Origin of the sequence: Rhizobium ruizarguesonis, from assembly GCF_012349115.1 — a bacterium.
In the GTDB taxonomy this organism is placed as follows: Bacteria; Pseudomonadota; Alphaproteobacteria; order Rhizobiales; family Rhizobiaceae; genus Rhizobium; species Rhizobium ruizarguesonis.
Genome location: NZ_PQIG01000086.1, coordinates 1 through 19,508, shown reverse-complemented (window position 1 = coordinate 19,508; position 19,508 = coordinate 1). Strand labels below are relative to the sequence as shown.

The 19,508-nt window shown below is 62.1% G+C and carries 21 protein-coding genes, 1 pseudogene and 1 riboswitch; of the genes and pseudogenes, 10 read left to right on the top strand and 12 right to left on the bottom strand.

Annotation, left to right across the window (positions count from 1 at the left end):
* Window positions 1-68 precede the first annotated feature (68 nt).
* Window positions 69-692, top strand: coding sequence for an RNA ligase family protein (locus C3Y91_RS20455; RefSeq protein WP_024320882.1), 624 nt, complete (start codon window positions 69-71; stop codon window positions 690-692).
* 121 nt (window positions 693-813) lie between these two features.
* A complete protein-coding gene (locus C3Y91_RS20450) occupies window positions 814-1,695 on the top strand; it encodes a transglutaminase-like domain-containing protein (protein WP_130655846.1) in 882 nt (293 codons plus the stop codon).
* A gap of 298 nt (window positions 1,696-1,993) precedes the next feature.
* Here the strand turns inward: C3Y91_RS20450 and C3Y91_RS20445 are convergent, their stop codons facing one another.
* Entirely contained in the window at window positions 1,994-2,776 is a 783-nt protein-coding gene (locus tag C3Y91_RS20445) for a class I SAM-dependent methyltransferase (RefSeq protein WP_018074301.1), read from the bottom strand.
* Window positions 2,777-2,935: 159 nt separating this feature from the next.
* Here C3Y91_RS20445 and C3Y91_RS20440 point away from each other — a divergent pair, with 159 nt between their 5' ends.
* Window positions 2,936-3,958 (top strand): LLM class flavin-dependent oxidoreductase, encoded by a 1,023-nt coding sequence (locus C3Y91_RS20440; protein ID WP_018074300.1) that lies wholly within the window; start codon window positions 2,936-2,938, stop codon window positions 3,956-3,958.
* A gap of 45 nt (window positions 3,959-4,003) precedes the next feature.
* Here C3Y91_RS20440 and C3Y91_RS20435 read toward each other — a convergent pair whose 3' ends face one another.
* From C3Y91_RS20435 to C3Y91_RS20425, 3 genes are all read right to left on the bottom strand, one after another.
* Window positions 4,004-4,453 (bottom strand): potassium channel family protein, encoded by a 450-nt coding sequence (locus C3Y91_RS20435; RefSeq protein WP_018074299.1) that lies wholly within the window; start codon window positions 4,451-4,453, stop codon window positions 4,004-4,006.
* A complete protein-coding gene (locus C3Y91_RS20430) occupies window positions 4,450-5,556 on the bottom strand; it encodes an AI-2E family transporter (protein ID WP_024320880.1) in 1,107 nt (368 codons plus the stop codon). Before C3Y91_RS20430 ends, C3Y91_RS20435 begins: the two co-directional genes overlap by 4 nt.
* A gap of 188 nt (window positions 5,557-5,744) precedes the next feature.
* Window positions 5,745-6,569, bottom strand: a complete 825-nt coding sequence (locus tag C3Y91_RS20425) for a helix-turn-helix transcriptional regulator (protein WP_168575725.1) — start codon at window positions 6,567-6,569, stop codon at window positions 5,745-5,747.
* A 97-nt stretch (window positions 6,570-6,666) separates the two neighbouring features.
* Between C3Y91_RS20425 and C3Y91_RS20420 the strand changes: the two genes are divergently transcribed.
* Window positions 6,667-7,590, top strand: a complete 924-nt coding sequence (locus C3Y91_RS20420; RefSeq protein WP_168575724.1) for a phytanoyl-CoA dioxygenase family protein — start codon at window positions 6,667-6,669, stop codon at window positions 7,588-7,590.
* A gap of 195 nt (window positions 7,591-7,785) precedes the next feature.
* Window positions 7,786-8,715 carry a LysR family transcriptional regulator gene (locus C3Y91_RS20415; RefSeq protein WP_018074295.1) on the top strand — a complete coding sequence of 310 codons (930 nt, stop codon included), beginning with the start codon at window positions 7,786-7,788 and terminating at the stop codon, window positions 8,713-8,715.
* 18 nt (window positions 8,716-8,733) lie between these two features.
* On the opposite strand, the gene C3Y91_RS20410 is transcribed toward C3Y91_RS20415, so the two are convergent.
* The 3 genes from C3Y91_RS20410 to C3Y91_RS20400 all read right to left on the bottom strand — a co-directional run bounded on the left by C3Y91_RS20410 (window position 8,734) and on the right by C3Y91_RS20400 (window position 11,832).
* A complete protein-coding gene (locus C3Y91_RS20410) occupies window positions 8,734-10,002 on the bottom strand; it encodes an MFS transporter (protein WP_131589986.1) in 1,269 nt (422 codons plus the stop codon).
* Window positions 9,999-10,643 carry an ArsR/SmtB family transcription factor gene (locus C3Y91_RS20405; protein WP_130661897.1) on the bottom strand — a complete coding sequence of 215 codons (645 nt, stop codon included), beginning with the start codon at window positions 10,641-10,643 and terminating at the stop codon, window positions 9,999-10,001. The genes C3Y91_RS20410 and C3Y91_RS20405 overlap by 4 nt, the downstream gene beginning before the upstream one ends.
* Window positions 10,644-10,716: 73 nt before the next feature.
* The gene (locus C3Y91_RS20400) at window positions 10,717-11,832 is read right to left on the bottom strand and encodes an adenylate/guanylate cyclase domain-containing protein (protein ID WP_131589988.1); all 1,116 of its coding nucleotides are present in this window, start codon (window positions 11,830-11,832) and stop codon (window positions 10,717-10,719) included.
* Between the two features lie 238 nt (window positions 11,833-12,070).
* Between C3Y91_RS20400 and C3Y91_RS20395 the strand changes: the two genes are divergently transcribed.
* Complete coding sequence (locus C3Y91_RS20395) at window positions 12,071-12,295, top strand: hypothetical protein (protein WP_131589990.1); 225 nt, start codon at window positions 12,071-12,073, stop codon at window positions 12,293-12,295.
* A 109-nt stretch (window positions 12,296-12,404) separates the two neighbouring features.
* Here C3Y91_RS20395 and C3Y91_RS20390 read toward each other — a convergent pair whose 3' ends face one another.
* Both C3Y91_RS20390 and C3Y91_RS20385 read right to left on the bottom strand, forming a co-directional pair.
* Complete coding sequence (locus C3Y91_RS20390; RefSeq protein ID WP_168575723.1) at window positions 12,405-12,713, bottom strand: GCG_CRPN prefix-to-repeats domain-containing protein; 309 nt, start codon at window positions 12,711-12,713, stop codon at window positions 12,405-12,407.
* 186 nt (window positions 12,714-12,899) lie between these two features.
* Window positions 12,900-13,346 (bottom strand): SRPBCC family protein, encoded by a 447-nt coding sequence (locus tag C3Y91_RS20385; protein WP_018074290.1) that lies wholly within the window; start codon window positions 13,344-13,346, stop codon window positions 12,900-12,902.
* A gap of 261 nt (window positions 13,347-13,607) precedes the next feature.
* A riboswitch (FMN riboswitch) is annotated at window positions 13,608-13,750 on the top strand.
* A 78-nt stretch (window positions 13,751-13,828) separates the two neighbouring features.
* Between C3Y91_RS20385 and C3Y91_RS20380 the strand changes: the two genes are divergently transcribed.
* Window positions 13,829-14,263: a 6,7-dimethyl-8-ribityllumazine synthase gene (locus tag C3Y91_RS20380; protein ID WP_075224048.1), complete on the top strand. Its 435-nt coding sequence runs from the start codon at window positions 13,829-13,831 to the stop codon at window positions 14,261-14,263.
* Between the two features lie 67 nt (window positions 14,264-14,330).
* On the opposite strand, the gene C3Y91_RS20375 is transcribed toward C3Y91_RS20380, so the two are convergent.
* Window positions 14,331-15,101, bottom strand: a complete 771-nt coding sequence (locus C3Y91_RS20375) for an SDR family oxidoreductase (RefSeq protein WP_075224049.1) — start codon at window positions 15,099-15,101, stop codon at window positions 14,331-14,333.
* A 64-nt stretch (window positions 15,102-15,165) separates the two neighbouring features.
* Window positions 15,166-16,032: an alpha/beta fold hydrolase gene (locus C3Y91_RS20370; protein ID WP_131711932.1), complete on the bottom strand. Its 867-nt coding sequence runs from the start codon at window positions 16,030-16,032 to the stop codon at window positions 15,166-15,168.
* Between C3Y91_RS20370 and C3Y91_RS20365 the strand changes: the two are divergent.
* Together C3Y91_RS20365 and C3Y91_RS20360 are read left to right on the top strand one after the other, a co-directional pair.
* Window positions 15,975-16,205, top strand: a pseudogene (locus C3Y91_RS20365) (CGNR zinc finger domain-containing protein); the annotation flags it as partial. The gene C3Y91_RS20370 and the pseudogene C3Y91_RS20365 overlap by 58 nt on opposite strands.
* A gap of 187 nt (window positions 16,206-16,392) precedes the next feature.
* Window positions 16,393-17,082: a VOC family protein gene (locus C3Y91_RS20360; RefSeq protein WP_018074283.1), complete on the top strand. Its 690-nt coding sequence runs from the start codon at window positions 16,393-16,395 to the stop codon at window positions 17,080-17,082.
* 145 nt (window positions 17,083-17,227) lie between these two features.
* Here the strand turns inward: C3Y91_RS20360 and C3Y91_RS20355 are convergent, their stop codons facing one another.
* The gene (locus tag C3Y91_RS20355; RefSeq protein ID WP_024320873.1) at window positions 17,228-18,112 is read right to left on the bottom strand and encodes a LysR family transcriptional regulator; all 885 of its coding nucleotides are present in this window, start codon (window positions 18,110-18,112) and stop codon (window positions 17,228-17,230) included.
* Window positions 18,113-18,235: 123 nt separating this feature from the next.
* Between C3Y91_RS20355 and ampC the strand changes: the two genes are divergently transcribed.
* The gene (gene ampC / locus C3Y91_RS20350) at window positions 18,236-19,393 is read left to right on the top strand and encodes a class C beta-lactamase (RefSeq protein ID WP_024320872.1); all 1,158 of its coding nucleotides are present in this window, start codon (window positions 18,236-18,238) and stop codon (window positions 19,391-19,393) included.
* Window positions 19,394-19,508 lie beyond the last annotated feature (115 nt).

Below are 19,508 nucleotides of genomic sequence, written 5' to 3'. Positions count from 1 at the left end.
TCAAGGGCAGCTTGTCGCCCGAAGGCGACCTTGCATTGTGCGATCGTCAACGGCTATGCCTTCATCCCATGAAAAAATACGGACGAACCTATCACCTGCCGATTTCGCCCGGAGCGACAAGCGACGACAAGGTCATGACGAAGCTTGACGGGCTGATGATCGCCGATCTTGTCATCACCGAGAAAATGGATGGTGAGAACACGACCATTCATCGGGGTGGGTCTCACGCCCGCAGTCCCGACAGCCGTTACCATTCGTCGCGCGATTGGCTTAAAGCCTTTGCCGCCGGGATCAGCCCGCAACTGGCAGACGGCGAACGCATCGTGGGCGAGAACCTCTATGCCCGGCACTCGATCGGTTATGATGATCTGCCGTCATACTTCCTCGGCTTTGCATGGATTATCGAAGGCGAAGTTCAATCCTGGGATCTGACTCTGGCTCGGTTCGAAGAACTGAGCATCGTTCCCGTGTCGACTCTGTATCGGGGACCATACAATGCCGGCCTGTTCGAGGATACTGCGGCCTCGCTGGATAGGACCAAGCAGGAGGGATTTGTCGTTCGGATCGCTGATGCGTTCCCAGAAACCGAAATGCCAGTTCGCATGGGCAAGTATGTGCGGGACAACCACGTTCAAAGTGAAACGCATTGGATGCGGTCGGAACTCATTCCCAATTGCTTGGCAAGTTCCTGATAGTCGCTCGTCTCTCCTCCGTCCTGTGCTTGTCACAGGAATCCAGCCACGCCGTCCGCGGGCCTCACACATCGCCCGCGGGGTCTTGCCCTGCCGCGCCTGACTTATCATACTGCCCGGGATGAGCGGAAATGAGAGCCCTATCGAGTTCTACACGCGACCCGGCCGGATGACCTCGGCCGGGTCGCATGCGCCTGCCCTTGCCGCGCTTCAGGGCGTCGGCGCCGTTGCCGCCGCCGTGCACGGCACGCTGCTGCATGATGCCTGGGCGCAACACTACGATCAGGTGCTGACCCCGGAGCGAAGGGCGCAATCGCACACGCGGCCGGCGGGCGAGATACTCGATACGATCATGGCGATCGATCCCGCGCCCCTCGACATCACGCGCCCGCCTGACAAGCGCAGCATCGGCACATGCCGCAATTTCACCGTGCTTGCCTGCGCAGCACTCAAGGCCCAGAGCCTGCCGGCACGCGCCCGATGCGGCTTCGGAATGTATTTCGAGGCCGGCAAGGGCATCGATCACTGGATCGTGGAATATTGGGACGGAGAGCGCTGGGTGTCTGCGGACTTCCAGATCGACGATCTCCAGCGTGCTGCCTTGAAACTCGATTTCGATCCTCTCGACCAGCCTTCGGGCAAATTCCTGAGCGCTGGCGAAGCCTGGCAGCGCTGCCGCGCCGGCACCGCCGACCCCGGAAAATTCGGCATCTTCGACGAGTCCGGCTTCTGGTTCATCGCCATGAACCTCGTCCGCGACTTCGCCGCCCTCAATAACATGGAGATGCTTCCCTGGGACAATTGGGGATCGATGCCGGAACCCGAAGAAGAGATGTCTGCGGATGGTCTCGCCCGCTTCGATCGCCTCGCTGCCCTGACGATGGCAGCGGACGAACGCTTCGGGGAGTTGCGGGCGCTCTATGAGGACGATGCCGCGCTGCGCGTGCCGGCGCAGGTCTTCAACGGCGTGCGCCAGCAGATGGAGGATGTGGGCAGCGCGTGATTTATGGAATGGCTGAGATCGCCGCTTGTTCCCTCTTCTCCCCGCCGGGGAGAAGGTGGCCTGAAGGGTCGGATGAGGGGGTTACACGGCACACCATTCATTGCCCCTTCGTTTGCGCTCAGCGCATTCGCTCCTGTCGTCGCTCACCCCCTCATCCGCCTGCAGGCACATTCTCCCCACCGGGGAGAAGAGATACGCGGCGGCGCCTTGGTTTCCCTCTCCTCGACTATGGCGAGAGAGGTAAGGCGAGTATGCCGCAACGCCTCTGTCTGCCACCCACCCCAAATGTCCACTCTTCTCAGATCGGCTTGATTTCGCCCCAGACAATCCTGGTGCACACGACAAAGCTCAACCGATCATCATTCGAATAGGAGCGCAACAGCTCCGAGAGTTCCGCATCAAACCTTGCGATGCGGTCGCCCAGTTTTGAAGGCGCAAATGTATCCCGCGAATGCTGGCAGGATACGAAGTCTTCGACGTTCTGCTCGAAGGGACGCTCTGATACGAAGTGTTCGCTGCCATGGAGGTTGAGATAGCTCTGATAGCTTCGCATGCCCTCGGACCTTTTATCGTGATCGAAAGGCTGGCCTGTCACCTCCGGAACCCACTTCCCCAGGAAAGAATGCCAATCCGATTGCCATGGAGGTTCGAACGGGTCGTCTCCGGAAATGACGGCCATGACATGGCCTGGCGCGGCGTTTGCCAGAAGATGCGGAAACAGCCTGCTATGATCCATCCAGTGGATGCTTGCCGCAGCGACCGTCAGATCGAAAGGTCCACCGTTGGCCGGGAAATCCTCGGCGAAACTTTCTATCCACCGGATATTCCCCGCGTTACCGCCCGGCAGCGATCTGCCGAGAGCGATCATATGCTCAGAGGGGTCAACTGCCGTAACACTTGTAAACGCACCCGCCAGAGCGCACGAGATTTTTCCAGGTCCGCAACCGATATCCAGGAGATGCTCCGACCGTGGCGCAATTGCCAGAAGCTTTCGAAATACGGCATCGGGGTAAGGCGGGCGATACCGGTAATTTGCGACAACGTCGGTTTCCGAAAAGGAGGAGCCCCTGCGCTGATCCATCAAAACTCCATGCTCTCGCGGCCTAAGCAGACGCTGTAACACAAGTTTATGTCAATGGGTTTTCATCGGTTCGGCCATCCGGTTCCGATTGTCTTCCGGGCCGAAACTGTGCCATGACCGATCGACCCCAGATACAACAGATCAAGGTGCGGCATCGGCATGAAGAAGATCGGTTTCCTCTCATTCGGGCACTGGACGCCCTCGTCCCAATCGCAGACGCGCTCGGCCGGCGACGCGCTGCTGCAGTCGATCGACCTTGCCGTCGCGGCCGAGGAGCTCGGCGCCGACGGAGCGTATTTTCGCGTTCATCATTTTGCCCGCCAGCTGGCCGCACCCTTCCCGCTGCTATCAGCCGTCGGCGCTAGAACCAACAGGATCGAGATCGGCACCGCGGTCATCGACATGCGCTACGAGAACCCGCTCTATATGGCTGAAGATGCCGGCGCGGCTGACCTCATCGCCGGCGGCCGCCTGCAGCTCGGCATCAGCCGTGGTTCGCCCGAACAGGTGATCGATGGCTGGCGCCATTTCGGTTATGCCCCGCCCGAAGGCCAGAGCGAGGCCGACATGGCCCGCCACCACGCCGAAGTCTTCCTCGAAGTGCTGCGCGGCGAGGGTTTTGCCAAACCGAACCCGCGGCCGATGTTTCCGAACCCGCCCGGTCTCCTGCGCCTCGAGCCGCATTCCGAGGGCCTGCGTGAGCGGATCTGGTGGGGCGCAAGCTCGAATGCCACCGCCGTCTGGGCGGCCAAGCTCGGCATGAACCTGCAGAGCTCGACGCTGAAGGACGATGAGACGGGCGAGCCCTTCCACGTCCAGCAGGCCGACCAGATCCGCGCATACCGCGAGGCCTGGAAAGAAGCCGGCCACACGCGCCAGCCGCGCGTCTCGGTCAGCCGCAGCATCTTTGCGCTGGTCGACGACCGCGACCGCGCCTATTTCGGCTATGGCAATGACGGTGAGGACAAGATCGGCTTCATCGACGAGAAGACCCGGGCGATCTTCGGTCGCAGCTACGCCGCCGAGCCCGACTCCCTGATCAAGCAGCTCGCCGAAGACCAAGCCATCGCCGAAGCCGACACCCTGCTGCTGACCGTCCCCAACCAGCTTGGCGTCGACTACAACGCCCATGTCATTGAAGCGATCCTCACCCACGTCGCGCCTGCGATGGGTTGGCGCTGAGGCCCCTTCCCGGCAGGCGATCTTCGTCGACCAGGCTGCGGCACACTATGGCTCATGCGCGGTTTGATTTGCCGCAGCCAATTTCCCCATGGCCTGCTGGATGGCCGAGAAGAAAAGCGCCGTCGTGATCCCGAACATCATCAGCCCATTGGCTGCCTGCAGCGGCGCTAGCAGCCGGATACGGCCATCCAGCACGACATCGCCATAACCGAGCGACGTGAAAGTGACGCCCGAAAAATACATTGCCGTTTCGAAGTCTTCGAAGGCACCGAGCACGCGATATAACACTGCCCAAAAAGCGACCTGGAAGATATTGCCCAGCATGAGCACGATCATCAGGACCGAGAATTGCACGAAGATCGTCCGCCAGGGCTTTCGGCCTACGGGTTGCGTGCGCGCGTGAGCAAAATAACGCGCAGCCAGCACCGAAGCCAGCGCCTGGAGTGCGAGGCAGATCGCCATCGCAAGCAGGCCGAGACCAATGACTTTGATCATGGGGCCGGACCTTCGATCTGGGGGCCGTCCTCGACCGGGCGCTGATGCAACCATTCCATCAGCAAAACGAAGCCGACGGCCAGCAGCACGGGGCCGACAAATATACCGAGAAGGCCGTCAGCTATCATCCCTCCGATGACACCGACCAGGATGACCGGCATCGGCACATCAGATCCGCGGCCGAGCATCAATGGTTTGAGAAAATTGTCGCTCAGCCCGGCGATGAAAGACCATATGGCGAAGATGATTGCTGGTGTTGTCGCTTCCGTGACAAAGACATAGGCCATGACAGGCAGCGTCAGCAGCAGCGGCGGTATCTGCACGACTGCCAATAGAAACGTGACGAGCGTCAGGGCACCGGCCGCCGGAACCCCGATGGCGAAGAAGCCAATGCCAACGAGCATCGACTGGATTGCCGCCACACCGACCACGCCGACAGCAACTCCCCGGATCGTTGTGGCGGTCAGGTGGACAAGCCGGGCACCCCGCGCCCTGCTGTTGGTGACGAGTTCCAGCAGACTGAGGGCAAAAGCCGCAGCACCCTTGGCGTAAGCGACAAGCACGGCGGCGATCGCGATGGAAAGAACGAAGGACAGGCCGCCAGAGGCCAGGCCGCCGGCGAAGGATGCGAGCCACGCAGCAGGCTTGCTCAGCATCTCGCCGTATTGACGCAATGCCGAGGGCAGGTTGGCTGCAGCGAGCGACCAGCCGTCCGAGATCTTCGCTCCGACCACCGGCAGGTCGGCAAGCCACGTTGGAGGCGGCGGAATTGTCAGGCTTTGGTTCTGCAAACCGGACACAAGCCAGTAAATGGATGACCCAAGCGACGTGATCACGACGAACATCGGCACCAGCACGACGGCAACGCCGACGATCCCTATGAGCGATGCCGACCAGCGATTGCCGATCCGATCGGACAGGCGCAGATGTAACGGATGAAGCATGACCGCCAGGATCACTGACCAAAGCAGAATGCCGAGGAACGGCGACATGATCCTGGCGCAGACATAGACCAGAAGCGCGACGACTCCCAATTGAACCGCTGCATGGATGATGGACGGTCTCGACGGCGCGAGATCGACATTCGATGCGCTGGACGTCATTTTCCCCTCCCGGCCCGACCTCCGCCAACGAGCGAAGCCGGACGCTCACGCATCGGACAGCGAAACCTTCCACCCGGTATCGGACCTGCGCGGCGAAGATTTTGCCGACGCCGTGAAAGATCGTCTCCAACGCCCCATCATCATACACGACTTCGTGAAAACGGGATACGGCCACTGCTGCCGGGCTCTCAACCCCTGGTGTACCTGGCGCGAAATTCGCGAGGACTGCAGCCCTCGCGTTCGTGAAAGACACGCGAAAAATAAAACGGGTCATCCAGGCCGACCATGGCGGCGATGGTTTCGATCTTCTCGTCGGTGGTTGCCAAGAGCTGTTTGGCGTGGTCAATGCGCGCACGAAGCTGGAATGCCTTGGGCGGCAGCCCGGTTTTGAGCGTGAACCGCCTGCGCAGCGTCGCCGGCGACATCCCGTGCTCGGCGGCGAAGGCTGTAAGGTCCAGCGGTTGCATTGCGCGTTGCCGCAGCGTTTCGACGATTTCGGCCATGTCGGGCCTGTCTCGGCGGTGATCGGCAGCAACACTTACCTGTTTTGCCGCTGATATGACGATGCGATGCAGCATCAAGGCCGCCGATGCCTGCCCGAGGTTGGTATCGTCGAGCAGGTCGGCATGCAGGGTGCCGAATAGCCGCGCCATCTCATCTACGTGATGCAAGGCCACGACGGGCTGTCGCTCGGTCATGAGCCTCAGCCGGACGAAGTCTCGCGTGAACGATCCTTCGAAAAGCGCCCAGCGCTCGTCCCAGCCGCCTTCATCGGGGCCATAGGAATGCGCGCGGTTCGGAAACAGCCAGAAGAGGATCGGCCCGGTGAGGCTCAGGCGGCCGCTGGCCGCGGTGTCCAGCCAGCCCTGCCCGCGCTCTACCAGCACGACGGCGAAACTCGGCAGTTTCCGGTCCGTCACCGCACGGCGGGCCTGCTGCTTGCCGCTGCCGGTAACAGCAAGTCCGCCGGCAGCGGCAAGCGGCGCCCTATAGATGGCCTCTGGGTCTCTCATGGTGAGCGAAAAGTCCAGCTATGAATTTCCTCTATGTCGGTTGGCGCGCCGGATCAGGTAATTGATGGCAAGCCAACTCAAGCGACGGAGGAGTGAAATGTCAATTGCCGCGGAGGCCGAGCAGATCTGCAGGCCGGAATTTCCCCTTGCCGCCCATGGCAAAACCTTGCCTGCGGAGCGGACGGGCTGGCTCATGCCGACCGATCCCGTCATCGGCGTCGACGCCATCCGCCGCCGCTACCAGCACGATGGCTATGTCTGGCTTAAAGGCCTTCTGCCGCGGGCCGATGTCATCGATTTCCGCCACTGGGTCTTCGAGCGCCTTGCCGAAACCGGACTGGTCGAGCCGGGCAGCGATTTTTCTCTGGGGATCGCGTCTGCCGGTGGCTTCGACAGAAGCCTGGCGGACCGGCGCCTGATGTCGCTCGTCCGCTCCGCCGCCTATGAAGGCTTCTGTGCGCAACCACTGCTCGTCCGCTTCATGGACGATTTCCTGCAGGGCATCTCCTATCTGCACAAGCGCAAGATCATGCGCTTCGTCCAGCCGGGATCGCTGACAGCCACGCCCGCCCACTACGATCTCGTCTATCTCCGAGGCGGCACCAGCCGCCTGGTGACGACCTGGATACCGATCGGCGACACCCCCGCCGAGATGGGCGGCTTGGTCTATCTCGAAGGCTCGCATGCTCTGGGCACCAAGATGGAGGCCGAATTCAGGGCGGCAAGCGGCGATCTTTCTCCGGAAGAGCAGATCAGTGCCTATAACAGCCACATGAGCGAAGGCGGCTGGGTCTCGAAGGATCCCCCCGACATGGCAGAGCGTTTCGACACCCGCTGGCTCGCCGCCGATTATGAGGCCGGCGACGTGGTGCTCCACTCGCCCTACATGATCCACGCTTCGACCATCAACCAGGACCGCAGCCGGCGGCTGCGCCTCTCCACCGACATAAGATATCAGAATGTCGACGACGAGATCGACGTCCGGTGGAACAACCACTGGAGCCTCGGCGATATGCTGTAGCCCGGCTTCCAGTGCCCATCTTTGACCGGCGATCCGGTGCTATGGCTGCCATAAAAGGTTGATTGGAGAAGAGACGTCGACACAGAAGCGGAGCGTCGGGACCTTACTGCCGCGGTAGCCGTTGATGGTGCGAACCTTGAATCGATCCCATGACTGACCGACTTATTGATGTAGCCGAACCGCTCGAGTTGCCTCATGCCGCGTACGAACCTGAACGATATCATGATCTTCATGGCCGTCGTCGATGCCGGAAGCTTTATCGCCGGCGGCCAGGCCATGGGCCTGTCCCGTTCCGCGGCAGGAAAGGCCGTCATCCGCCTGGAAGACCGGCTCGGCGCGCGCCTGCTCAACCGCACGACAAGGACACTGAGCCTAACCGACGAAGGCCGGATGTTTTACGAGCGCGGGCTGCAGATCCTCGCATCGGTCGACGAGGCGGAAGCGAGCGTGGCAGGGCAGAACAGCACGCCGCGAGGTGTTCTCAGGCTCACCGTTCCAGATGCCTTCGGGCGGCTCGTCGTGCTGCCCCTGCTTGAAAAATATCTGCGGGCCTGGCCCGACATCCAGGTCGAAGTGAGCTTCACCGATCGTTTGGCCGACATCGTCGAGGAAGGCTTCGATCTGGCGATCCGGATCGGCGCGACGGCGACGGCGTCGGACATCCGCCTCGTCTCGCACGTGATCGCCACCTATAAGGCGCGGCTCTGCGCCTCGCCGTCCTATCTCGCCGAGCGCGGTGAGCCGGGCGACATCGACGATCTCGCAGCCCACGACTGCCTGATCTTCGCCGGCCGCAATCAAAGGCAGGGCTGGCGCTTTCGCGGTGAAGGCGGTCCCTGGGTCAAAGCGCAAGGGCGCAGCCGCCTGAGGCTCGACAGCGCCGAGGCAATCCGCGACGCCGCCCTGGCGGGGCTGGGCATCGCGTTGCTTCCCGATTTTCTCGTCGCCGACGATCTCGTCACCGGCCGCCTCCGGCAGATCCTGACCGACCTCGAAACCGACGACGCAAAGATCGTCACGCTCTATCTCGACAAGCGCCTGCTGGAACCACGTGTCCGACGCTTCGTCGATCTGATAGTTGAAGAGCTTGGGCGCCGGGGGCAAAGCACGGGGCCGCGACGCTAAAACAGTAGACGCACGCTTTCATGCGCCGGCATCGGCGACCGCCTTGTCGAAGCCGCGGAAGCTTTTCAGCGCCAGGGGAAAGAGCGTTGCGGCGAGATAGGCGAGCCCGGTGAGCGAGAGCGCCGCGGCAAGGCCGATCGTACTGATCAACGCGCCGCCGACGAGGCCGCCGAAGGGGATGAGGACAAAGCAGAGGGCGGCGTTCATCGCGGTGACGCGGCCGGTCAACGGCTTGGGGATGCGCTCGAAGATCACCGCAGACAGGATCGGATTGAGGAAGCCCGAGGCAAATCCTGCGATTGCCAGGGTGATGAAGATGAGGGCGAGCGGCGCATCCAGCGCAACAACGAGAAAACGCGGAAACCCGGTCAGCAGGAACGCCACGGTATAGACCATCAGGCGCGGCATCCGCTCGCCGATCGCAGCGGCAATCGCGGCACCCGCGATCGAGGCGCCGGTGAAGGCCGAAAACATCGCCCCCAACAATTCCGGGCCATGGCCTGAGCTCTGCGTCCAGACGGGCAGCAGTACGGCGTGATAAGCCTGGTCCAGCAGGTTGGTGGTCGCCACCATGGTGACGATGCTGACGAGCACCGCGTCGCCGCGCAGAAAGCGCCAGCCTTCCCGGAGATCGCTGAAATAGGAGGACATCCCGCCCGGCCGAGCCTCAGGCGCGCCGCGCGGTTCGGGCATGCCGCGTGGCTCGGGGACGCGCCGCAGCCCAGGAATGCCTACTCCCACAATCAGCGCAGCGGCGGCGAAGGTGACGGCATTAACGACGAGCGCCTGGCCCGGGCCGATCAGGCCGATCAGCGCGCCGGCGCCGGCTGCCCCCGCCGTCGAGGCCAGCCGCTCGATAGCACCGACGACGCCGGTGACCCGTTCGAGCGGCATGGCCGCCAGCGTGGCGATATCAGGCACCATCGCCTGTTTGGCGGCATCGGAAGGGCCGCGCAGCACGCCCATGGCAAAGACAACAGGCAGTAGCAGCGGCATGGTCAGCAGGCCAAAGAGATCGAGCAGCGGCACCAGCCCCACCACAGCCACCGAGGCGGTATCGCAGACGACGGCGATGCGCTTCGGGCCGACGCGGTCGATCAGCGGCCCACTGAGCGCCTTGGCGGCGACATAGGGCAGCATTTCCATCATAGCCGTCAGCCCGGTCAGAACCGGGCTGCCCGTCGTGCTCAGCACCAGCCAGGGAATGGCGATGGTCGACAGCCGCGTGCCGGAAAGCGAAAGCGTCTCGGCTGCGGCAAGCGCCAGGAAAGGTCCACCTCTTCTCATGGCCCACCATCCCCATCGCGGTGCGGGAGCCGGCCCGGGTAGGGAAAGGCGTGCAGCATGATCGAGAAGGGAACCATATCCGGGGGTGCCAGCTCCCCCAAAGGCGGAGCTACCCGCATCGCTTCGAGAATGATATCGGTCAGCCGCTTGGTCAGGGCTTCGGCCTGTTCCGCCGTCATCGGGATGATGATGTCGCTGGCCGTGCTCGCCTTGCGCCATTCCGCCGGCAGCTCGGTATATTCCTCCAGCGCCTGCTGCATCTGACCGACCTGCAGCGAGAGCGCCGCCTGGTTGAAGGCAAGATCGAGATCCAACGCTTCGCCCTCAGCCTCGCTCGCCGGCACCGAGGTGAGTTCGTGGCTTGCGCGCCACCAGCGATCGCGCCGCGAGGGATGCGGTGCTTCCTCGATAAAGCCATATTGGGCAAGCTGGCGCAGGTGATAGCTGGTAGCGCCGCTGTTCAACCCGAGCCGCACCGCCAGCTGCGTCGCCGTAGCGGGTCCCTCGACCCTGAGCATGCCGAGCATGCGCAACCGGACTGGATGCGCCAGCGCCTTCAGCGCGGTCGGATCGGGCACCACGCGGCTGATGGTGCGGGGTGCGGTGACGGATTGAGCAGGCTGCGGGCGCGGTGTTTTCATGCCGCAAGCCTACTATTGCAAACATATCTTTGCAAATCTTACTTTGCAAAACTGCGTCATCCCTGCCCGCAGCTCAATCCGTCGGCAGGGCAAAGACAGCGCAAGGGTCGGCGATGCCGCGCAAGGTGTGCTCCCCGAGCGGCGTCAGCGCCGTCGCCGTATTCGCTGCCACCGCGCCCGAGATCAGCACGCTTCGGCCGAGCGGCTTGCAGAGCCCTTCCAGCCGGCTGACCAGATTGACGGCGGGGCCGATGGCGGTAAAATCCAGCCGGTCGGCCGCGCCGATATTGCCCCACAGGATTTCGCCGAAATGAAGTGCTGCGCCGAAGGGCAGCGGTGCCAGTCCCTGCGCCTGGCGCAGTTGATCGAGATGGGCCATGCCGGCACGGCTGGCGGCGACCGCCCGAAGTGCGGCCTCGCAAGCCTCGCGATCCCCTCGGGCTGCGTCGCCCTCGCCTGACGTAGCCGTGACCGGGAAGATCGCCAGCACGCCGTCGCCGATGAATTTCAACACCTCACCGCCGAAGGCATGCACGGCGCCAGCGACGCGGTCAAACCAGGCGTCCAGTGCTGATATCATCACGTGAGGTTCGGTCACCTCGGAGAGGGCGGTGAAGTCGCGCAGATCGGCACAGAGAAGGGCCGCGCGGATGGTCTCGCCGGTGCCGCGGGCAAGCGCGCCGGCCTGCACCCGCGCGGCGCTACGGCGGCCGAGATAGGCTTCAAGCAGCGCTGCCCGCGCCTCGCGCGCCGCCAAAGCGGCGAGCGGCGCTGCAGCAAAACGCGCGACCTCGCGCAGCAGGCCGGCCTCGGCTGCGCCGAATGCACCTGCCCCTACCCCGCTGGCAACCCTCGCCCAGCCGAGCAGCGGGCTGTCCGACCGATTGTCCTGTGAAGGCCCGATCCTGTCTTCCCATACCGGCCCGAGCCCGGCCAGCCACTCGCGCCCGGCCTCGCTCCGCGGAGCGGCGGCAAAGGCCAAAGCCTCAATAACAGCGCCAGTCTCCGCCCGCCACAGCCAGGTGCGCCGCGCGATGATCGGATGCGGCACCGAAAGCGTCAGCGCGCCGCCCAAAAGCGGCAGGCCATCGGCCAGCAGCCGGCGCCCGAGTTCGGCCAGAAACCATTCGGGACTGGGCGAGGCACCGGCCTCATCAACCAGCCAGGCAAGGGGAGATGGCAGATCCATGGCTTAACATCGCACGCTGACCGGGGCGGCCGCAAGGATGTCCCCGGGTGAGCGCAAGCAGCCATTCCGAATGTCCATGAGGACGTTTCCACCGGCTCAACCTTTCATCCCCAAAAGGACGTTCCACTCCCTGTCGAAAACCATTCGCCGCGGTGGAAAACAAAAAATAAACACTTTAAACTTGCGCGGCTTTGATTCCATTATGGGGCCGTTCGTCATCGTGTGATTGAGGGGTACGATGGGCACGATTTTCTGGCCGAAAGTTCCGCTGGATGGGAATGACATGACGCTGCTGACGTCGATCCTTCGGCGATGGTGCGAAAGATATCAGGTCGAGCTGACGGCGGAGGAGAGCAGCCGCAAGGCGAAAGAACTCGTCGAATGGTTCGAATTCGGCGTCAAGGATCCCGTCGAGCTCGAGGAATTGATCGACGACAAGCACTGGCTCGTCAGCAGGATCTGATCCTCTCGGGCGAATCGGGAGAACGCTGGCTGTCAGCGTCGGCGAAGCATTAGAAAAGGCCGGGCGAAAATCGCTCCGGCCTTCGTCCATCTACATCTAAGCCAGACCTTTAGTCATCATCCCGCCAACGCCGGTCGCGATCCCAGCGCCTCTCATCGCGCCAGCGCGGACCATCCCAATCCCGGTGACGCCGCTCCCAGCCCCAGCGGGGCGGACCACCGTAGAAAGCTACCGGCGGCGGGCGTCTCCAGTTTCGCCGGCATTCGCCCCAGCGCGTCAGATGCCAGCCGCGACCGCAGGCGTAGTCGACCCTTGTGACATTGCTCTGGACATTGATTGTCCCCATCGGCATTGCCTCCGCGGTACCGATCGAGAGGCTGCCGGCAAGCAAGGCAGCCGCGATAGAAAGTGCCTTCATCGTGAACTCCATTTTCAATCCAGCCGTCCGCAGATTAGGACCGCTAAATTGAACTGGAGATGAACTGCGCGTTCATGTTTGCGGTAGCAAAAGAAGCGCTTCCGCACGACCGGCTTGGGCGCTCGCCGACCGTTGTTGTCGCAACGGCAAGCGCTTCACAGACGCCCCGCTGCCGGCAAAATTTGTTCATGTCCTGCCGTAAAAAGGGTCGGGACCCGGATCATGCCCGGCGGCGACCTCGGTCAACCGCCCGAGGTAATGCGCCCAGCCTTCCGCATGGCCGGCGCATTGCTCGGCGCTCGGCAGGCCGCTATGGGTGAGCCGCAACAGCGTTCCATCTCCTTGCTCGATCAGGTCGATCTCGACCAGGCTCGACCCCGGCGGCACCACCTCACTGCCGTCCCAGCCGAAGCTGTAGGCAAGGCGATGAACCGGAACCACTTCTCGAAACGAGCCGCGCGCAAAGCGGGCGCCGGTGACGTTGACGAGATAGAGCCCACCGGGCTGCGGCTCGACCTGCGCCTCCGTTCCCATCCAGCGCAGGATCTTTTCCGGGTCGGTCATCAGCGCGAACACCGCGGCCGGCGGCGCCGCGATATGCGCCTCGCGGTGGACGACGAAGGGGTCTTGCATCTCTCTCTCCCGTGGTTGCCACGGCCCTGCCCGTCTCCGCTGGAGACGGCGCATCCTGTCTTGCCGTGCTATTCTGACGTGAATGTCCTCACTGGAAGCATGTAGGCGCAAGCCCATCCTCCACAAGAGGGCTTGCCCGTCGCGATCGACGAACAAGCAAAATCGCCGCGTCGGGAGCCCTGATCCTGCATCGGCGCTTTCATCGGTCATGAAAGCTCTTTCCGGACTATTGCCAGCCCGTCACCTTCCACCTATTGTTCGCGCCGTTCTCAGGGCGGGGTGCAAGTCCCTACCGGCGGTATGCAATTTGGATTGCGAGCCCGCGAGCGCCTTCTCAGGAAGGGTCAGCAGATCAGGTGAGATGCCTGAGCCGACGGTCATAGTCCGGATGAAAGAGAACGCGCGTTCCTGCCGCCCTTGCGGCTGTCGGGGACGTTCGTGATCGCCTTGGGTGATGTGTCTGTTCGCCAAAGGAGATTACCATGACACCCACCCGCTATGCCTTCATCAAAGCCAGCTGGCATGCCGATATCGTCGACCGTGCCCTAGATGGCTTCCATCAGCTTATTCCGCCCGAGCAGGTCGATGTGTTCGATGTTCCCGGCGCATTCGAGATGCCGCTGCTGTCACGCGATCTTGCGGCAAGCGGGCGCTATGCTGCTGTCGTTGCCGCCGCCTTCGTCGTCGACGGCGGAATCTACCGGCACGAATTCGTCGCCCAGGCCGTCGTCGATGGGCTGATGCGCGCCGGCATGGATACCGGCGTGCCGGTGCTGTCGGTTTCGCTGACGCCGCATCAGTATCAGGAAACCGAGCATCACCAGCAGATCTACCGCGCACATTTCGTCGAGAAAGGGCGCGAGGCCGCAAAGGCGGCTTTGACGATCGGCAAAACCCGCGCCGCTCTCGCCGCGTGAAAGCGGCTCGACGAGCAGAGGAACAATAGGAGATGAAGACGGCGGGGCACTCCCGCCGTCGACCGCATCAGATCGACTTCACCTCGCCGCCATCCATGCGCAGCGTCGAGCCGGTCATCCAGCGTGCGCCCGGCGATACCAGGAAAGCCATCAGTTCGGCGATTTCTTCCGGTTCGCCGTAGCGGGCGATGCCGGCCTGCTTGGGGAAATGCGCGATCGCCTCTTCCACGCTCACGCCATGCAGCGGCGCCCAGTAATCGAGATAGGAACGACGCCGGCCGGTCATGACGGGACCGGGCAGCACGCTGTTGACCTGCACGCCATCGGTGATGCCGCGATCGGAAAAGGCCTTGGCGAGCGCGACGATGGCAGCATTGATGGTACCGACCGCCGCATACGGCGCCTTCGGAAACACCGCCGAATTGCCCGACATCAAGACGACGGAGCCCTTTGCCTCTTTCAGCGCCGGCCATGCCGCTATCGTCAGGCGCCTCGCGCCGTGCAGCTTTAACGCCAGCCCGTCTTCCCACTGCGCATCGGTCATCTCGAAAAGATCGATCTGTGGCACCCCGCCGGCGATGTTGAGCAGCGCATCGATGCGGCCGAAGGCGCCAAGCGCCTGATCGACCACGGCCTGCGCCGTTTGCGGCTCGGCAAGGTCGGCGCCGATGACGAGGGCTTGCGCGCCGGCCGCCCTCACCGCCTGCGCGGTCTCCTCAAGATTGGCGCGGTTGCGGGCGACCAACACCAGCGCCGAAAAATCGCGCGCGAGGCGCCGCGCCGTCGCCTGGCCGATACCCTGGCTGGCCCCGGTGATGATCGCTACTGAGTTCGACATGTCGTTTCTCCTCTCTGCTTCGGCCACCGCCCGCCCATTCCGGCGGGGCGGCGCCGGGTTGCCGTCAGCGGGCCAGAAAATCCCGAATCTCGGCAGCGATCTCGGCAGCATGCGTTTCCAGCGCAAAATGGCCCGTGTCGAGGAAGCGCACGACCGCGCCCGGATTATCGCGCTTGAAGGCCTCTGCACCGGGCGGCAGGAAGAACGGGTCATTCTCACCCCACACGGCCAGGAACGGCGGCTTGTGGGTGCGGAAATACGCCTGGAAGGCAGGATAGAGCGCGACATTGCTCTTGTAGTCGCCGAAAAGATCGAGTTGCACATCCTCGACTTCAGGCCGGGCCAGATAGAAATTGTCGAGCGAATAACCATCCGGCGAAACCGCCGTCGGATCGGCGACGCCATGGGTATATTGCCAGATCGTCGCCTCCGGCTGGAGCATCGCTTTCAGCGCATTGCGGTTCTCTTCGGAGGCGTCCTCCCAATAGGCCTGGATCGGGTTCCAGCCGTCGCTGAGACCTTCGACATAGGCATTGCCGTTCTGCGAGATGATCGCCGTGATGCGCTCGGGATGTTTCACCGCCAGCCGGAAGCCCGTCGGCGCGCCATAGTCGAACACGTAGACGGCGTAACGATCGAAGCCGACGATTTCGGTGAAGCGGTCGATCGTGGCCGCGATCCCGTCGAAGGTGGCAGGCCGGGCCGGCAGGTCGGATTGTCCGAAGCCCGGAAGATCGGGCGCGACGATGTGGAAGCGGTCGGCCAGCAGCGGAATCAGGTCGCGGAACATGTGGCCGGCGCTCGGAAAGCCGTGCAGCAAAAGCAGCTTCGGAGCATCCGGCGAACCCGCTTCGCGATAGAATATCTTGAAGCCGTCGACGTCGCTCGCCCGATGCGCTGCTGCTGCCGGTCGGCGAAGCGCTGGCGCAATTCGTCTGCACGGAGGATTTCTCTACCGTGAAGGCCTGCGAGGGACCGGTCTGCACGTTGCTTTTTGCCGACCACACCCGTGGCCACCGGCGGCGCTGGTGCAGCATGGCCATGTGCGGCAACCGGGCAAAGCAGGCAGCCCACAGGCATCGGCTGAAGGCGGATCACGAGTGATGCGCTGTCAGCCGGATCTTTGCATGGCCGGGTCGGAATCTGTCTTCAACCGGTATAGGCATGGAATCCGCCAATACCGGCCAAATCAGACAGAATAATTGATTCGACGGCCTCACAGCGCTGTGGTCCACTGGCTGGTGACATGTATCGCCATTCTTAACGCATCCAAAACCTCAAGGAGCTGAAGATGAGCAATGCCATGCGCAGTGAAACCCCCATTGAGACCCCGAGAACACAGCCTGTCGACACCAAGCTCGAGGTGGTCGTCATCCCCGTTTCCGACGTCGACCGCGCCAAACGTTTTTACGACGGCCTGGGCTGGCGGCTCGATGCCGACTTCGCCAATGATGCCGATTTCCGTGTGATCCAGTTTACCCCGCCCGGCTCCGGCTGTGCGATCATCTTCGGCAAGAACGTCACCGCCGCGCCACCCGGCTCGGCCCAGGGCCTTTACCTTATCGTCTCCGACGTCGAGGCGGCCCGCCGCGACCTGATCGCCCGCGGGGTCGAGGTGAGCCAAGTGTTCCATGACGCGGCCGGCGTCTATGCCGGCAAGGACGAGCCCTACCTGTTCGGACGGCTGCGGATCGCCGGCCGCGATCCCGATCACCGCAGCTATCGCTCCTTCGCATCTTTCAAGGATCCCGACGGCAACGGCTGGCTGTTCCAGGAAGTCACCACGCGGTTGCCGGGACGCATCGACGCCGACGAGACGAAATTCACGACGTCGACCGAGCTTGCGTCAGCGCTCCGCCGCGCGGCGACCGCCCACGGCGAACACGAGAAGCGAAACGGCGGCAAGCACGACGAAGGTTGGCCGGACTGGTACGCCGAATACATGGTCAGCGAACAGGCCGGCAAGCAGCTGCCCTTATAGGCAACAGCGGCGACATCCTCTGAGAAGCAACGGCATTTCGGTATGGCGCGCGCCATACCGAAATACTCTATTGTGTCTTCGCCTCACCAATTTCACCGATCTCCTTGCCGACGTCAGGTCGAGGATCGGAATCCACCAGAAGCTGTCATTGAGATGCGGAAGACATCTGCGACGTTATCCAATCGGAAAATGCGAGCATGGCTGCTGTTGGCGGCCTTGATTGAAGTCGGGTCAGCCAATAGCTCCCCAACGATATGGTCGTAGGAAAAGGTTGTCTAATAGCCCCCGAGGATAGATGTCTGGAAAACATCGACGGCGGTGCCAGAGCGATCCCCAGTCCTTGCAGGGCCGCCTCCATCATCGCGAGGGAAGAGTCGAAGACGATACCGGCGTTTATCTGCGCCGCCGGAGGAACGTTCGCTGCCGCGAACCAGGCGCTCCATTCGTCCGCCCTGTAGCTCCGCAAAAGCGTCGCTTCGACCAGGTCTGCAGGCGACCTTAAACGCTCGGCCAATTTGGGCGTGCACAGAGGAGAGAGCGGAGCGTCGAACAGACGCAGCGCTTCTGTGCCGTGCCAGGAGCCGCTGCCGAAGCGAATGGCTAAGTCCAGTCCCTCGGCCGCCATATCGACGCGATTATTGTTTGTCGAAACGCGCACATCGATGAACGGATGCTGCCGTTGAAAATCCGAAAGCCTCGGCAACAACCAGCCAACGGCAAACGTCCCGACCACGCCCAAGAACAGCAATTCCCGAACCTGCCCGGCTTCAATCCGGTCCAGCGTGATCGCCATCTGATCGAAGGAATTGGTCAGGGTCGGCAAAAGGGCTTCGCCTTCTGCGGTGATTTTCAAGCCTCTGGGGAGACGCTGAAAAAGGGCAGCCCCCAATCGCTTCTCCAGGCTTTTGACCTGCTGGCTTACAGCGGCCTGGGTAACACAAAGCTCGATCGCGGCACGGGTGAAGCTGAGATGTCTTGCCGATGCCTCGAAGGCCCTCAAGCCGTTTAAAGGGAGGAATTGCCGAACCATCTTAGCCCTAGATTTTCTTGGATCTCCTCCGAGATATCATCGTTTGCTGCCGTAAAACAGTGCCGTTAAATGCCGTCCTCATGCGCCTTTGCGTTGATGAAAAGCTGCCTGCGGAGGATGAAAATGAATCGTAATTGGATAAAAATTCTATCGGCCACCTTGGTCTCGACATGCATTGCCACAAGTGGCTTTGCGGCCGACGAGATGAAACTGAAAGCCATCTCGGACGCAGCGGTAAAGCCGATTATGGATAAAAACGGCATTCCGGGCATGGCCGTTGCCATCGCCGTTGACGGAGAGGACCACATCTTCAACTACGGTGTCGAGTCGAAGGACACAGGCAGGCCCGTCAGCCCGGCGACCATGTTCGAACTGGGATCGATCAGCAAAACGTTTACAGTCACCCTCACCTCCTACGCGGACGTGACCGGCCGACTTTCGCTGTCGGACAAGGCACGCAAATATCTTCCGTCGATGAAGGGAAGACCCTTCGGCGATGTCGAGCTGATGAATTTGGGCACGCACACGGCTGGCGGATTTCCGCTGCAAGTTCCCGATGAAGTCAAAACCGAAAAACAGCTGATGGAGTATTTCGCAAGTTGGAAACCTTCATATGCCGCCGGAACGCACCGAACATACGCCAATCCGAGCATCGGCGTGCTCGGATACATAACGGCGAAAAGCATGGGCAAAGATTTCACAGCTCTTATGGAAGACCAATTGTTTCCTTCTCTCGGGTTGACGAGCACGTATATCAATGTGCCGAAATCGAGAATGGCCGACTATGCCCAAGGCTACAAGCGAAGCGGTGAGCCGGCTCGGATGACACCCGCCACTCTTTCGTCCGAGGCCTATGGAGTGAAATCCACAGCAAGCGACATGATCCGGTTCATCGACGCGAACATGGGACTGGTCAAGTTGGACGGAAAGCTCCATCAGGCGATCACGAACACGCACATGGGATACTTCGATGTCGGCGCGATGACGCAAGACCTTATTTGGGAGCAGTATTCCTATCCCGCGACGTTGACGACGTTGATGGACAACAATTCCAGCGCGATGCTCAAAACCATTCCCGTCAAGCAGCTGACGCCGGCGATGCACCCGCGCGACGACGTGTGGATCAATAAAACCGGCTCCACGAATGGTTTCGGCGCATATGTCGCGTTCATCCCGAAAGAGCGAGTTGGTATCGTCATTCTGGCCAACAAAAACTATCCCAACGAGGACCGTGTCTCTGCCGCCTACCAAATACTGACTGATATAACTTCGGCGCGCTGATCCGGTAGAGCATGATGCCGAAAAGTGTGCGCGGTTTTCGGACGACATCATGCTCTAACTATATAATGCAGAACAGGATTGAGATTTTAGGCCGACCCGGCCTAAAATCATCCTG